The sequence below is a fragment of the Flectobacillus major DSM 103 genome (genome assembly GCF_000427405.1).
In the GTDB taxonomy this organism is placed as follows: Bacteria; Bacteroidota; Bacteroidia; order Cytophagales; family Spirosomataceae; genus Flectobacillus; species Flectobacillus major.
Genome location: NZ_KE386492.1, coordinates 67,297 through 81,996, shown reverse-complemented (window position 1 = coordinate 81,996; position 14,700 = coordinate 67,297). Strand labels below are relative to the sequence as shown.

The window sequence follows — 14,700 nt, the reverse complement described above, 5'->3', positions numbered from 1 at the left end:
TTGAATACGTAAGTAATAAAATGGATTCGGTTAGTAAATATGTCATCAAAACCCTGATAATCAGGCATGCCTTTGGGTACACTTATTTCATTCAGAATCGCCGTGAATATAGCATTTTTTGGTATGATATATATACGTCGTTATAAGTATTTTTAACTATCATTTATAATTAAACTATTTTGCCTGTAGATTTTGTAGAAAAAAATTTTATATACACAACAAATAGAATATTTTTTATAACAAACCCTTTGTTTTCAGTTCATTCAGTGTTCTATTGAGGCTTCTTGTGGTAATACCTAAATAATTGGCAATTTCTTGTTTTGAGATAAGATGTGTAAAGTCTGATAGGTAATCTTTTAAGCGTAGCAATTTTGCCTCGACAGTATGCGACTGGTTGTAGGAATGACGGATGGCTTTATAATAAACCTTATTGGATAGAGCCTTTAAGATTAATTGATTGAATTCGGGGTTTTGTTTGAGCAAATGCTGAAAATAAGCAGTAGGTATTTTATAAACTACCAATTGCGATAGGGCTTCGACCGAGCAAAAACTGATTTCGTCTCTGATAGCTTCTATTTCGCCAAAAATTTCACCTTCGCTAAAAAACTCCTGAATAAAGTCGATGCCTGTGTCTTCTGTCAAATAGCATTTGGCTATGCCACTTTTGATGATATATACCGAAAAAACCTTCTTCTGCTCTTGAATAATCAAGTTTTTAGGCTCAAAAGTTTGTTCTACGATGGGGCTGTCGGTACATGATTGGTATAATGTACTAACACAATGTAATAATTCTTTGTTAATTCTAATCATTTTTGGGGTGTGAGACAAATGTCCTTTTATCTAGCCAAAAGCTATTTTTTCTTTGCAAACATAAAGAAAACAAAAAATATATTATCATGCAGCTCAACCAATTGTTAAGTCAACTAGAATTTATTAAAGAGATAGATCGCTTAAAGTATATTCAACGCAAAACAAAATTATTTAATAGCGACAGGCACGAAAATGATGCCGAGCATAGTTGGCATTTGGCCATGATGGTTTTGGTATTGGCCGAACACTCCAATGTTTCCGTTGATATATTGAAGGTATTGAAAATGGTGCTGATTCACGATATTGTTGAAATTGATGCTGGCGATACTTTTTTGTACGATACTTCAAAAAGCCACGTAAACACCGATGAGGAGTTAGTGGCTGCCGAGCGAATTTTTGGTATTTTACCTGCCAATCAGGCAAGAGAATACATTGCTATTTGGCAGGAGTTTGAGGAAGGGCAAAGTAATGAAGCCAAATTTGCTAAGGCTATCGACCGACTAGAGCCTTTATTACAAAACCTTTCAAATAATGGCGGCACTTGGGCTGAATTTAACGTGAGTTATGACACCGTAATTAGTAAGGCCAACGTGATAAATTATGGTTCGGAAATGCTTTGGCAGTATTTAGAAAATGAAATCAACAATGCTTTTGCCAAAGGTTTTGCTACTGTTGAAGTTGTGTAGAGGTTGCTGTTTTTCTTATTAGCTGACAAACAAAAGCCGTCAGCTAATAAGAAAAATGTTGATATTTAGCATGCTGATAATCAATGGTTTATTTTTTGATATTTGTGTTTATCGTTCTTACCCATTACAAATATTGATTTCTCATTATTTCGTGGCTTTGTACTACGATATTCCTCACAATTGCGTCTAGCTCATGTGTCGACTGCCTCAAATGCTCCAAGTATGTGTCAAATGGGATATTTTGTTTTTCGCCATTGAGTAGTTCTATAAGTCCCATGATATTGGCTAGGGGCTTTCTGACCTCGTGCGACTGCTGCCACGCTATTTTTTTGAGTATCTCTATTTGTCTGTTTAATTTTATTTCATTTTCAAGAATCTGTGTTACATCCTGAACCGTCAGGACGATTATTTTATGTGTATTGACCCGATATGAGTTGATCGATACATCTACGGTAATAGGTTTGCCTGTTTTGTGATAGGTCGTGGTGAATCTACTGGAAATTAGATTTTCGGACAGAATACCTTCGGAATCGAACTCAAAATAAGCATGATTAATGAAACGCCGAATATCACATCCTATTAAATCGGACTGCTGATAACCAAAAAGTTTTTCGGCTCTTGAATTACATATTTCAATAGCAAGATTTTTGTTTAAGGTAAGAATCGCGACAGGGGTATTTTCAATAATATTTCTAAATTTTACTTCGCTTTGCTGTAAGGCTAATTCTGTTTTTTTGCGATGGTCGACATCCTGCGATAAAATTGTTACACCCAATAAATCATGGTTGCTATTATAAACAGGAAAAAGCTTTACCCAAAACCAGCGTGTATTTCCTGTAGAGTCGTTTATGGGTACTTCTCGCTCAAAACAAGTACCATTAAGTGCTATATTAACGATAAACAAAAATTGGTCTTTTTCATCTGGACGAAGATACTCTGTGATTTTTGTACCTGTTTTGAACGGCTTTGTCGATTGTGTAAATGAGGCTTTATTGAAGTGTTTAATTGATAAGTCAGGATTAAGGAAAATAATACCTTCTTGGGTATTAGCAATAATCGTTTCAAAGGTATTTTTTATTGTACTTTCTATTTCTTCTTTTAAATACAATATAATAGCTTGTAAAACACCTTCTTGATAAATGGGTAAGGCTTTGACAGTCATCCAAAAATATTCTTGATTTCTAATGATGGTCTCTTGAAATATCAATGTGGTTTTGTGATCTACTCGCTCAAAAATTTCTAAATATTTACGCTGTTTTATGGGGGGCACATACGCTAGAAAGGAGTCCCCGACGCAAGCCGAGCGACCATTTATCGGAGGTAATAGCTCACTCATACCCTTGTTGATTAGGAGTATTTCATGGCTCGTAGACACAACTAAAATGCGTTCATCGGAATAATCAATAATTGTTTTTAATAATTCTATTGTATTAAAGTTGGATTGAGAGTTCATGGTGTTCTACAGTAATGTGTTAGTAAGGAAATTAAAATATATATATATGCTTTTCAGGAGAAAAGCAAAACTAATGAATGTTTCAGACTGATACAATATCAATGCCAAAACAGAAAGGCGTTTTAAAGGGCTAAAAAGGCTTTAGGAATAATTATCTAGGAAAACAAACAGGCCAATTTACCTAAGAAAAGTAAACTGGCCTAGAAAAGTACTGTATGAATATCGTGGACAAGAAAAATATATATCCTTTCACTGACAAAATCATAACTGGAGCTTGAGCTGGACAAGGTATTATGAAGCTTTCAGACTGATAATTTGGATGAACGTTTTAGCTCATGTATTCAAATGCGGCAATCGTCAAGAGCAATACTAACTCGATACTTGCGATTCATCTTGATTATTTTTGGCCTCGTATGTTTTGGTACTTATTTCCATAATTAGCCCGTCGAGCTCGTTGGCAGAGCTAATTATGTGAGGGATAAGCTCTTGTATTTCATCATTAGAATATACACTATTTTTTAGAAGGTTTACAATGCCCATAATTCTGGCCAATGGGGCTCTTACTAAGTGCGACTGAATCCAGGCTATTTCGCTAAGCTGTTTGTTTTTTGCCTCTATGGAGTGAACGTATTTTAGTTTTTCTGTAATATCATTGGCCAATACAATACGTGCTTTTCGCCCTTGATAAATAATAGGATTAGCTCTGATTTCGACCATGATAATATCCTTATTTTTATTGTAATGCCTAAATATGCCTTTTGTAAACAAAGGGCTTTCTTCTCTTGATGATGCTATGGATGCTTCAAGAATTTCAAGGTCTTCGGGTGGACGAATATCTTTGAGCGTCATATCCATAAAGTCTTGGTAGCTAAAGCCATAGTGTTTTATGGCGGCCAAGTTTACATCAAGAAAACGATACGTTTCTAAATCGTATACCCACATAGGTTGTGGGCTTAAATCAAACAATTGGCTATATCTTTGTTCAGACTCTTTTAAGGCCAATGTTTGTTTACTTCTTTCAATACAATAAATAATACTTTTATAAAGCGATGTTGGTCGAATATCGTCTTTGAGCAGATAATCAGAAATTCCTAGTGTAATGGAGTGTACACTAAATTCAACATTGTTATTTCCAGAAAGAATAATAACAGGGCATTCGAGAGAAAGCGATAATATATCATAAACGAGTTTTTCGCCACTTTTGTCGGGTAGAGTTAAATCTAGTAGAATTACGTCCAATGCAATGGATGGATTCTTGATTACATCAACCGACTGCCTAAAAGTTTGACAGTGGATAATCTGAGGGTTTTCAATAGTTTCATGAAGGTAATCATCAATTAGAATAAAATCCCCCATGTTATCCTCAATGACCAGAATATGATATGGTCGTTTATCTATAATCATGATGTTGGGTAGGAAATGGTAGTTGTACAAGGTTGAACCAAAATAGTTCAATTTGAGTTAAAGTATCCTGAAAAGACTTTACGTCTATCGGTTTAGTTACATAGCAATTAGCATGTAGTTCGTACGCAAGATTAATATCTTTTGGAGTTGATGATGTGGTAAAAATGGTTACGGGAATATGCCTAGTTTTGGGGTTGGTTTTGATATGTTTTAGTACCTCATGTCCATTTTTTTTGGGTAAATTAATATCCAGTAAAACAAAGTCGGGAAGCTCTGCATGGAGGAACGAACCGATTTGACTCAAAAAGTCAATGGCATCTTTGCCATTTTTAACTACACTGATTTTGCGAATCAATACAGAGTTCTCAAAGGCTTCTTTGGTAAGAAGAATATCCCCGTCATTATCTTCAACTAATAAGATGTGTTTTGTTTTCATGGTAATTTTTTAAGTGTAAAATAAAAAGTACTCCCAAGGTTTTCCTGAGATTCTATCCAAATCTTACCGCCTAATAATTCGACTATTTTTTTGACGATTGCAAGTCCAATACCCGTTCCCGAATATTCTTCCCGAGTATGTAGCCGCTGGAATATAGCAAAGATAGTGTCAAAGTATTCTGAATCAATACCAATACCATTATCATTTACCGCAAATTTCCAGTGGGTAGACGATTGACTTGCCTCTATTCTGATAATAGGGACTTCATTAGGCTTTCTGTATTTAAGGGCATTACCAATTAGGTTTTGAAAAATCTGTTGTACTCTTATTTTACTAGTGGTTATTGTGGGTAAATTTTTATAAGTAATTTCTGCTTTTGTTTCGGTTATGACTTCGCTGTAAATGTCCATAATTTCATTAATTAAGGTATTGAGATTTACGGCTTGGGTATCGTCTTGTATTCTTCCTATCCGTGAAAAATCTAGGAGGTCCAATATGATTTGACGCATTCGCTTGGCACCATCTACTGCGTAGTAGATATACTGTTTGCCTTTTTCGTCGAGTACTGATTCGTACTTTTTTTCAATTTGTGAAAGAAAACTCGTAATCATTCTAAGTGGCTCTTGTAAGTCGTGCGAGGCTACATAAGCAAATTGTTCTAGCTCGATATTAGAAAATTCTAGCTGTTTGACATACTCTTCTAGTTCTTTGTTCAGTGCTAGGAGTTTTTCTTCGTCTTGTTTGCGTTCGGTAACATCTCGTCCAATACCCAGAATACCGATTACTTCATTTTTTTCATTTTTAAGCGGAATTTTGGTAGACTGTAGCCAGATGGGCTGTCCATCTCGAATATATATCTGTTCGTAATTGATAAGAGGTTGGCCTGTAGCAAGAATAGTCATATCATGCTCGTAACCTATTTTGCCCAACTCTCCATCAAATAATTCAAGGTCGGTTTTACCCAACACTTCTTGTTCGGAGCTTGTACCGATGAGTGCAACGTCAACCTGATTACTAATCATTTTTCGGGCATTTATGTCTTTAAAATACACCGTTTCGGGCAGGTTATCTATCAAGGTTCTTAACAGATTTCGCTCTTCTTGAATCCGTTTTTGGGTATTATAACGCTCGGTAATATCGCTAGCATAAATACTTACCCCTTGCTCGGTAGGATATACCCGAATTTCTATCCATTTATTGAAAGGGACATAATACGTTTCAAAGTTGACAATGGTATGGGAATTGGCCGCATAAAGGCATTTTTCGTATATCTCAGTATTAACACTTTCGGCAAATACATCCCATATAACTTTACCCATAGTGTGTTGTTTGGACACACCCGTGAGTTTTTCTATTTGCTGATTCCAGTAGGTAATAACCCAATTTTTATCTAGTGTCAAAAAGCCATCGCCAGTATTTTCAAGAATCATATTTTTTTCCTTGATTACTTCACGCAACTCTAACTCAGCTTTTTTGCGTTTATCAATATCCTGAATACTACCATATAATCTAATACACTTACCATCTTTAAATTCTACTTCACCGATTGTTCTTACCCAGCACTCACGTCCTGTTGTAGTTACAACAATAAACTCGGCATCCCAAGGCTTACCTTTGGTAATAGCATACTGTACCAATGCCACGATTGTGTCGCGGTGGTAGCCTTCTTTATAAAATGTAAAGCTATTTTCTAAAGAAGGTACTATGTCGATGGGGGCCTCCAAAATTTGCTTTGTAAAATCCGACCAATAGATAGTATTATGTTCAAAATTAACCTCCCAGCTACCAATTCGAGCCATACGGTAAGTTTTATCTAGTAGGTTTTCGAGGTTTTTCTTTTCGGTAATATTTCTGCCTATGGCCAATAAATACTGCTCATCAATAGAGGCAGAGGATGTCCAAGCTATCCATTTAATTTTGCCAGATTTGGTAACAAACCGATTTTCAAAATGATATACTTTTGTAAAGCTATGGAGGCTTTTGAAAGATTGGTAGGTTCGTTCACGGTCTTCGTGAAATAAAAAATTAATAAAAGGTTGGCTGAGTAATTCTTCTTGTGTGTATTCGAGGGTTTGGCAGGTCATGGGGTTTACTTGCTTGAAATAGCCGTCCATGCCCAACAAACAAATAATATCTGGAGCATGATTAAATATCTGATTAAAGGCATCGTCATGCTGTTTTCGTTTAATTTCTGCCCCCAGATAATTACATATTTCTTCAATCCAATTTTTTTTGCGTGCCTTGGTATATTGTGTACTGTGGTATTCTAATACCATTACGCCAACCACTTCATTAAGGTCAATAATAGGATAGCCAATTGCTGTAGCCTGCTCAGTATTATTACTTGTTGGGAAGTTGTTAGATGTCCATTTTTGTACTTTTTTCGATGCCCATATTTGTCCAATTGGCCCTTGCCCCATTGGTATATCCAGCACTGTTGCGGGGCTTTCATTTGCAGGATATTCAACAAAGTGCTTTAGGGTATTTTTGTTGGTTTCGACAAGCCAAAATTCTGCCGAAAGTAAACCTTTGGCAGTGACAATACTTTCGAGGATATTGCGTAAGGTAATAGATAATGTTTGAGTAGTATGAAACTCGTGGCTAATACTTGTCAATAATTGCTTTTGTAATTCTGCTTCTTTTTGGACAGTAATATCTCGTTCAAGAGCTATCCAGTAAATCAGCTTGCCAGCATGATTATACACGGGGCTTATCGAGATATGTACCCAATACTCATCTTGATTTTTTTTGTAATTAATAATATCAACTTCACAGGGTTTTTCTTGAATCAAGGCCTCTTTGATAGCCTGAAGAGCCTTTGGGTCGGTATTTTTACCATGCAGTATTGCGGGCGACTTACCTATTGCTTCGCTAGGTCGATAGCCCGTCATATTGGTAAATGACTTATTAACAAATACAATTTTGGGTTCTAGTCCTTCTACAGGATTTGCTTCGGTAATAATAACAGCTTCGGTAGTATGTACAATCACAGACTCAAATAGATACCGTAAACTATCGTTGCTTTCTGGCTGTGTAGCAATGGTACTATTGTTTTCTACCACAATTAAATGAGCTACATAAATACCCGAATTGTCAGTAAAATACTTGTTTTCGACTTCAATTGTTGTATAGTTATATTCCGAAATACTCTTCCAGTAGCTTACATATTTTTCGGAATGATGATTCTGTAAAATACTTTCTATTGAATGCCGTAGTTGGGTTGCATATTGAGTATTATGGTTCAAGAGCAATGAAAAATCGTCAAAAGAAATTCCTTGTATATTTGCTAAACAAAGCCCAGTAAAATCAAGATAAGCCTGATTGGCAAAGCTTATACTCAACCCCTGTTCGTTGAAACCAAAAATCAAACTTGGGTTTGGTACTAGGTTTAAAAGAGAAAATTTTTCATTACTCATGACGTAAGTTCTTGTTTTTGGAGATTTAATGATACAGCAAAAAAGGTGCTCAATCTACATATTTTAAGAATCTACATTAGGCTATGTGTAATATATGTCCGATTAATTTATGAGCAAAATAGCCCTTAAATTCCAATTTGGAAAATGTTTTTTTCTTCTAAAATGCCCTCTAAAATCGGCATTATAATACGGATTTTGAGCGACTAGCGTTTAGCCCTGATTTATTTCTCTTATAAGTATTATCCCCCTTTTTTAGTGAAAATATATTGTTATACTTTTTTTAGCACAATTTTGGTTTTTTTCATAAAAAAGTCAACTTGAATAAAAAGCTAGTTTGTTGTCAGAAACCAAAGGCATAAAATATAGCTAAAAAACGGTTACTTATTAGCTTACATTAGTTGTTGGGCAAGCGAGTTAATTTGATATATTCTTTGGGAGTCATGCCCGTAAACTTCTTAAAGGCACTTAAGAATGTAGTTTTATTTTTGAATCCCGACTCAAAGGCAATTCCCTCGATAGTCATATTCTCGTACTCTTTGGCCAAAAGCCTTTCCTTAATCGTTTCAATCCGATATTGATTGATAAAATCATTAAAATTGGAATTGGCAAGTGTGTTGATAGCAATTGAAATTTCGTAGGGCTGGTAACCTGTACTAAGGGCAAGTTCGGCTAGGGTATATTTGGGCTTTAGATAAGGCTTTTGGGTTTCTAAAAAAAGCCTAATTGTATTTATATCGACATCGTTGGCAATAAGATTTTCATCGTTAGATTTTGTTTTTTTGATAGGAAGTATTGGCAAAATAGCCTCCTGTTCTAGGCTAAATACATCTCTATTCTTATACCAAAAAAGTAGCCACGATACCAGCAAGAGAATCGTATAGACAGCGTGCATTTCTAAAGCTTTATCAAAAAAGGGGGTTTTGATATTGGTTTTTAACAAATCGTTACCAATAAAAAAGAATAGAGCTTCGCCTATTACCAATGCCAAGATTGAATAAACAAAAGCTCTGCTCCAATCGTACAGAAAAGAAGGCTTTGGATTAAAATCAGCATTTTGCTTTGACAATATCATCCAGATTTTGGTAAAATATATAATGCTTAGAGAGCTTGCCAAATAGGGTTCGTAAATAAAAGGAATATACCCAAATTTTTCGATAAGAATACGCTGAGGTAATAAGTGTATTGTAGTTAATATCTGTTGCTTGGCCATGAGCGGAAGGCTGTAATATTTTACCAAATCCAATCCAACGAGTACACATGGCAATAGATTAATAATACTTTGGGGAAAAGTAAAAACCTTGCCTTGAATTTTTCCTGAAATAGAAGCAATATAAACGTAAACTAGATAAGGACTAAGAATATACACGGGGCGACCTACCAGAAACAAAGGGGTAACGCTAGCAATATCAGTTAGCCCAGACCATATCAATAGGTTCATCGTTAAATACCAACCCCAAATAAGAAAAAGAATACCAAATATTTTATTATGAATGACCGAAGGAGATAATATCGACTTCAAGCCCCAAAAGAATGAAATAACAATTGCAATAACTTGTAAGGTAATACTCATATTATGATGTAAATTATTCAAGCACTCATTGTACAATTAGGTTTTCTCAACTTGTTGGGTTTGTGAGTTCAACTTTTAGTTACCAATAAAACGCCAACCTTTAAGTGAAGAAATTACCTTATTTTTGAGACAAATGAGGGAGAAACAAAGTGGATACTCAGCAAAGATACAATTGTATAATAAATAAATCCTAATTTGGCCTCAAGAACATTGGTGAATATATAGCCTATAGATCAAGAAAGGGGCAGTATTTTTGGACTTATTGTATCTTTGTAAAAATAGGAGAAAAGAATATGTCAAAAGCAGAGCGAACCAAACAATTTATCATAGAAAAAACGGCATCATTGTTCAATACCAAAGGATATGCCGTAACGTCACTTTCTGATATTACCGAACTTACGGGACTTACCAAGGGAAGTATTTATGGAAACTTTAGTAATAAGGATGAAGTCGTAACTGAGGTTTTTAAGTACAATGCCGATAAGCTAATGAAAGCAATGGAGCTGGCCATTCATGAGAAAAAAACACCTCATGAACAGTTACAAGCTATGGTAGATTTTTATAGAGCAATGGGCGAAAAAACAGTTATGTTTGGCGGGTGCCCTTTACTGAACGCTGCAACAGAAGCCGACGATAATTTATTATTTCTGATGCCTGCTGTTCAAGCCAGTTTTTTGATTTGGCAGAAAAGATTGGTTGAAATTTTAAAGCGTGGAGAGAGTAATCAAAGCTTTAAACCCAATTTAGATACCAATATGTATGCCAGTACCTTTATCATGCTGATTGAAGGCGGGATATTACTTAGCCGTAGCTTACACCAATCAACGCCATTAAATACTGCCTTGGATAGGATCAGTAAAATTATTGAAGAGGAAATTCTCCAATAATTTTACGTTCCAATGGATGAATAAAGTATTACTCTGCCTACAATATTGTAAGAGTTTGACAGTCTTTTCTATTTTAGCCAGAACAACGTTTGTCAAAAAGCCTCTCAAGGGTTATGTACTTTGCTTGGTTTGGTATCTTTCTCAAAGTCTAAAGCAACAGAATTGAGGCAATACCTAAGCCCTGTTGGGCGGGGGCCATCATCAAAAACATGCCCTAAATGAGCCCCACAACGACTACAAAGTATTTCGGTGCGTTCCATACCAAAGCTATCATCAGGTATTTCTAAGATAGCATCTTTGTGAATAGCTTGATAAAAAGAAGGCCAACCCGTACCCGATTCAAACTTCGTTTGTGAATCGAATAACGGTAATTTACAGCATACACATTTGTAGATACCCTTTTCGTGGTTTTTCCAATATGCCCCTGAGCATGCCAGCTCAGTACTTTTGCGTCGTGTAACCTTGAATTGTTCGGGCGTTAAAATTTTACGCCATTCGTCGTCTGTTTTTACAACAGCAAATTTGTGTTGGTGGTTTTGTGCCATACTTTTTCCTGCAAAGAATAAAGTTAATACACAGAGGATTAAGGCTTTTTTCATTTCTATTTCAACTTGGTTGTGTTGTTGTTTAATGGCTTTATAGCAGTGTAATCAACAATCGTTGATTCTGTATTACTAACCATATTAATAGATACGAATAATATTACCTAAAAGTTTTGTATTGGCTCAAATTACTATTTTGCCATACACTATTTTACATATTTCTCAGGTTTTTTATCGAACATTTCTTTACAAACTACACTACAAAAGCCATACTGTTTTCCTTTGTAAGTACTTACTGTTTTTGTGCCTTTGCTTACGTGCATTTTGCAGACAGGGTCTTTGGCATCTGCTACCAAGGTAGTTTCCTTTTCTTTTGTTTTAGTATCTTTTTGGGGTGTTTGTAAACCCGAAAATAAAGCAATAGTAAAAATGATAATTGTTTTCATGGCTTGAAATTGTTTTAAATAACCTTACTAAAATAAGAACGTTAGATGTACGTTGGTTCTTGCATTGGCTCTTAGCTCGTTTTTAGATAACTCCTGAGCAAAGGGTGACTGGTGGGTAATACCGATACTAAACTTTTTGAAGAAAGTTTCTAAACCAACATTGGCCGTGGCGAGGTATCCACCTGTGTTACTATTAGAAACACCGTGGTCTTTGTCCATTACGGCATTCTCAAAATATACACCTGCATTGGGCATTACGGTGACTGAATTGGAAAGTGTTTTTGTATAAAACAAAGAAACAGAAGAGCTGATTTTGTTTCCAAATTTGTAATTATTGCTATTTTGAGAATTGATTTTATAGGTCAAATCGGTATTAAGTCCCCAAGAATCATAGCGAATAGTATAAATAGCATTCAATAAAATATCGACACTTCCTGTACCTAATTGAAAGTTGGGATTGGCTACTTCTTCGGTACTATTTTGGTCATAACGATAATGCCCTAATGGTAATTTTGTACCTATTCCAAGCATTATGTTATGGTTGACAACATGTGTTGTAGAGTCCCAAAAAGTATTTAAAATATTGTAGTGAGCTAATATGGTGGCATCGCCCAAGCCCTCTATACTAGTAGTTTGTCCAGTATTTTTAATCGTCTGACTATTGAAGCTATAAGGTAGAAAAGCTAATATTTGTACTTTTTTTAAGGGGTAAAATCGTCCCCAAAGCTCGGTTGTATGAAATGATTCTTGTGTTTTTAGCAAAAGGCTATTCAGGTGCGAATCGTAATTGGCATAACGATACCGAACCCCAAGGAAACTTCTATGAGACTGAGGCAAAATACCAAAAAAAGAGTTTCCATTGGAACAACCGCAGATGTCGCAAGCAAAACTAGTATTGGCCTGAATAAATAATAAGAATAATAGTATTTTTTTCATATTGATATACTAATTTAAGTAATAGCCACCAAGCCTGTAATAAAGGTAGGTGGTCAAGTCTCTAATTAGAAAGTCGTTTGTCTTTCAAAAACTGTTCGTCGGTAAGTGTTTTCAAAAAAGCAACAATCTGTAGCTTTTCCTTGGCTGTCATAGGGATTCCATTTTGCAAAAGAGGGTCTAAATTAGGCGTTTGCTGAACACCTTCGGCATAATGGTCAAGAACAGTTTCTAAAGTATAGAATCGGCCATCGTGCATATAGGGTTTTGATACCTCGATATTCCTTAAGCTAGGAACTTTAAACTTATATTTATCTTGTGGCTGTTCTGTAATTCTAAACCTCCCTGTATCCATATCGCCCTGAATTGTTAGGCCATTATTGCGATACGACTGGTCGGTAAAAAGCTCACCTTTGTGGCACGAAGCACATTTTTGTTTGAACAACGACAAGCCCGCCAACTCATCGGCTGTCAGTATTTCGCCTTCGTTTCGTACATATTTATCATATCTTGAATTGGCCGAAACCAAGGTTAGCATATACTGAGAAAGAGCTTTTAGAAAGCGTTCGGCATTAATTTCATTTGTGCCAAATGCTTTTTTGAATTGAGCAGGATAATACTGTGTTTTACGAAGTTTTTCTAATACATTTCCCACCTTCTCGTCCATTTCTACAGGGTTTTCGATAGGAGCAAGTGGTACAAAATCCAGATCGCCAACACCACCATCCCAGAAAAACTCAGATTGCCAAGCCAAATTTTGCATTGCTAGGGCATTGCGTGTACCCTTTAGGTTGTCGATACCATGACTTACATCGTGGCCATGATGGGTAAAAGCATAGCTTTGGGCGTGGCATTCTGAGCAACTAATAGAGTTATTTCTGGATAAAATAGGGTCGCTGAACAAGGCTTTTCCTAGCTCAAAACCAGCTTTGGTAATAGGATTGCGAGCTAAGTTATAAATGGGTTGTGGAAAATTCTTGGGTATCTGAAAGTCCACATTTGGTTCTGTAATTTCTTGCGTACTTGAACAAGCCAAAACTACGCTAAGTATAATACAGAATCCGATGGTTTTTTTTTTCATAATATCATTGTTTTCAGAACCATAAAGCCCAAAATAAACCGCCCAATAAGCTTGGCATTGCCAAAATATGAAGCACAATTAGGACTTTAATAAACTGCTGTTCAGAATAAAACTGAAGAGATTCTTGTATTTTCTCGCTCAGAGAAAGTGGTGGTGGAAGGACAATTCCTGTACCTTCCAGCCACTTTGCTAATTCGTTTCGCTTTAGCATATTGCTTAGTCGTTGTGAACGTGGTCAACTACAAACATATTTTTGTAATTATTGGCAATAGGAGTTGCCGCCGCAGGAGCCATTATGACAGCCGCCGTTGCAATTTTGAGAGGAGTACCTCCGTCAAAAATTTTGGCAACATCTGTAATAAGGTGTACTGTAGGCGAAATACTCTTTCGCACGGTAGCTGTTCCATTCAGCGACAAAGTAACGGTTCTGAGGTTGTTGGCAGTAGCACTTGTTCTACCTCCAAAACCCCCAACATGGTATTGGTATTTATTCAATCCTGCCGAGTTTTTAGGTGCAGCCGACGAAATACCTTCTAGTTTCATGAAAATATATCCAGAGTTCCAAGCCCAATACATATTGTCGTCGCCATAAGAAGTAGGGTCTAAAACACCTGTACGTTGCTCTACAGGCGATATGCTTTTTATACTGTCAACGCCAATGGTAAAGGTTATGTCGGTATAATCGGCCGCTGGAACGTCTTTCAAAAGCTGTTCGGTAGTTTTGCTATCAGCTTGACGAATCAAGAAATATTGGTCTGGGAATTTTACGGTTGTGCCATCGGCTTTTTTCAACGCAACATTGCTGATAAAATAATTTAGGGATGTAACTGTAAAATCTTCGCCTGAAGCATTTTTGTAAGTAGTTGTGCCTAATGCCAATTTTTGTCCGCCAACACGGTTGTCAAATTCTAATGTAATATTGTTTTTATCATTTGCACCAATAGGCTCTACTTCGACTTTGTTACAAGCCAATACTACAGCAAGCATACAGGCTAAAATTGAAAACGATTTGAATAAAGATTTCATAATAAAATTT

General features: G+C 36.0%; 14 protein-coding genes. 2 read left to right on the top strand and 12 right to left on the bottom strand.

Going from position 1 to position 14,700, the window contains the following annotated elements; translation table 11 throughout:
- Positions 1 to 234: 234 nt before the first annotated feature.
- Positions 235 to 810 (bottom strand): Crp/Fnr family transcriptional regulator, encoded by a 576-nt coding sequence (locus tag FLEMA_RS0166205; protein WP_026998116.1) that lies wholly within the window; start codon positions 808 to 810, stop codon positions 235 to 237.
- Positions 811 to 896: 86 nt separating this feature from the next.
- Here FLEMA_RS0166205 and FLEMA_RS0166200 point away from each other — a divergent pair, with 86 nt between their 5' ends.
- On the top strand, positions 897 to 1,496 hold the full coding sequence (locus FLEMA_RS0166200) for an HD domain-containing protein (RefSeq protein ID WP_026998115.1): 600 nt from the start codon (positions 897 to 899) through the stop codon (positions 1,494 to 1,496).
- Between the two features lie 124 nt (positions 1,497 to 1,620).
- Here FLEMA_RS0166200 and FLEMA_RS0166195 read toward each other — a convergent pair whose 3' ends face one another.
- The 5 genes from FLEMA_RS0166195 to FLEMA_RS0166175 form a co-directional block, all read right to left on the bottom strand.
- Entirely contained in the window at positions 1,621 to 2,949 is a 1,329-nt protein-coding gene (locus tag FLEMA_RS0166195; RefSeq protein WP_081681443.1) for a PAS domain S-box protein, read from the bottom strand.
- Between the two features lie 369 nt (positions 2,950 to 3,318).
- Positions 3,319 to 4,353, bottom strand: coding sequence for a PAS domain S-box protein (locus FLEMA_RS0166190; protein WP_026998113.1), 1,035 nt, complete (start codon positions 4,351 to 4,353; stop codon positions 3,319 to 3,321).
- Positions 4,340 to 4,789: a response regulator gene (locus tag FLEMA_RS0166185; RefSeq protein WP_026998112.1), complete on the bottom strand. Its 450-nt coding sequence runs from the start codon at positions 4,787 to 4,789 to the stop codon at positions 4,340 to 4,342. The genes FLEMA_RS0166190 and FLEMA_RS0166185 overlap by 14 nt, the downstream gene beginning before the upstream one ends.
- On the bottom strand, positions 4,786 to 8,205 hold the full coding sequence (locus tag FLEMA_RS76460) for a PAS domain S-box protein (protein ID WP_026998111.1): 3,420 nt from the start codon (positions 8,203 to 8,205) through the stop codon (positions 4,786 to 4,788). The genes FLEMA_RS0166185 and FLEMA_RS76460 overlap by 4 nt, the downstream gene beginning before the upstream one ends.
- A gap of 394 nt (positions 8,206 to 8,599) precedes the next feature.
- Positions 8,600 to 9,775, bottom strand: a complete 1,176-nt coding sequence (locus FLEMA_RS0166175) for a helix-turn-helix domain-containing protein (protein ID WP_026998110.1) — start codon at positions 9,773 to 9,775, stop codon at positions 8,600 to 8,602.
- Between the two features lie 293 nt (positions 9,776 to 10,068).
- Here FLEMA_RS0166175 and FLEMA_RS0166170 point away from each other — a divergent pair, with 293 nt between their 5' ends.
- Positions 10,069 to 10,662 (top strand): TetR/AcrR family transcriptional regulator, encoded by a 594-nt coding sequence (locus tag FLEMA_RS0166170; protein WP_026998109.1) that lies wholly within the window; start codon positions 10,069 to 10,071, stop codon positions 10,660 to 10,662.
- Between the two features lie 104 nt (positions 10,663 to 10,766).
- Here FLEMA_RS0166170 and msrB read toward each other — a convergent pair whose 3' ends face one another.
- The 6 genes from msrB to FLEMA_RS0166140 form a co-directional block, all read right to left on the bottom strand.
- Positions 10,767 to 11,261, bottom strand: coding sequence for a peptide-methionine (R)-S-oxide reductase MsrB (gene msrB, locus FLEMA_RS0166165; protein WP_026998108.1), 495 nt, complete (start codon positions 11,259 to 11,261; stop codon positions 10,767 to 10,769).
- A 149-nt stretch (positions 11,262 to 11,410) separates the two neighbouring features.
- Complete coding sequence (locus FLEMA_RS75720) at positions 11,411 to 11,650, bottom strand: YHS domain-containing protein (protein ID WP_044175598.1); 240 nt, start codon at positions 11,648 to 11,650, stop codon at positions 11,411 to 11,413.
- Between the two features lie 27 nt (positions 11,651 to 11,677).
- Entirely contained in the window at positions 11,678 to 12,586 is a 909-nt protein-coding gene (locus FLEMA_RS0166155) for a transporter family protein (protein WP_026998107.1), read from the bottom strand.
- 61 nt (positions 12,587 to 12,647) lie between these two features.
- Positions 12,648 to 13,664, bottom strand: coding sequence for a cytochrome-c peroxidase (locus FLEMA_RS0166150; RefSeq protein WP_026998106.1), 1,017 nt, complete (start codon positions 13,662 to 13,664; stop codon positions 12,648 to 12,650).
- A gap of 13 nt (positions 13,665 to 13,677) precedes the next feature.
- Positions 13,678 to 13,875 (bottom strand): hypothetical protein, encoded by a 198-nt coding sequence (locus FLEMA_RS0166145; protein ID WP_026998105.1) that lies wholly within the window; start codon positions 13,873 to 13,875, stop codon positions 13,678 to 13,680.
- Positions 13,876 to 13,880: 5 nt separating this feature from the next.
- Positions 13,881 to 14,690: an MbnP family protein gene (locus FLEMA_RS0166140; RefSeq protein ID WP_026998104.1), complete on the bottom strand. Its 810-nt coding sequence runs from the start codon at positions 14,688 to 14,690 to the stop codon at positions 13,881 to 13,883.
- Between the last annotated feature and the right edge of the window lie 10 nt (positions 14,691 to 14,700).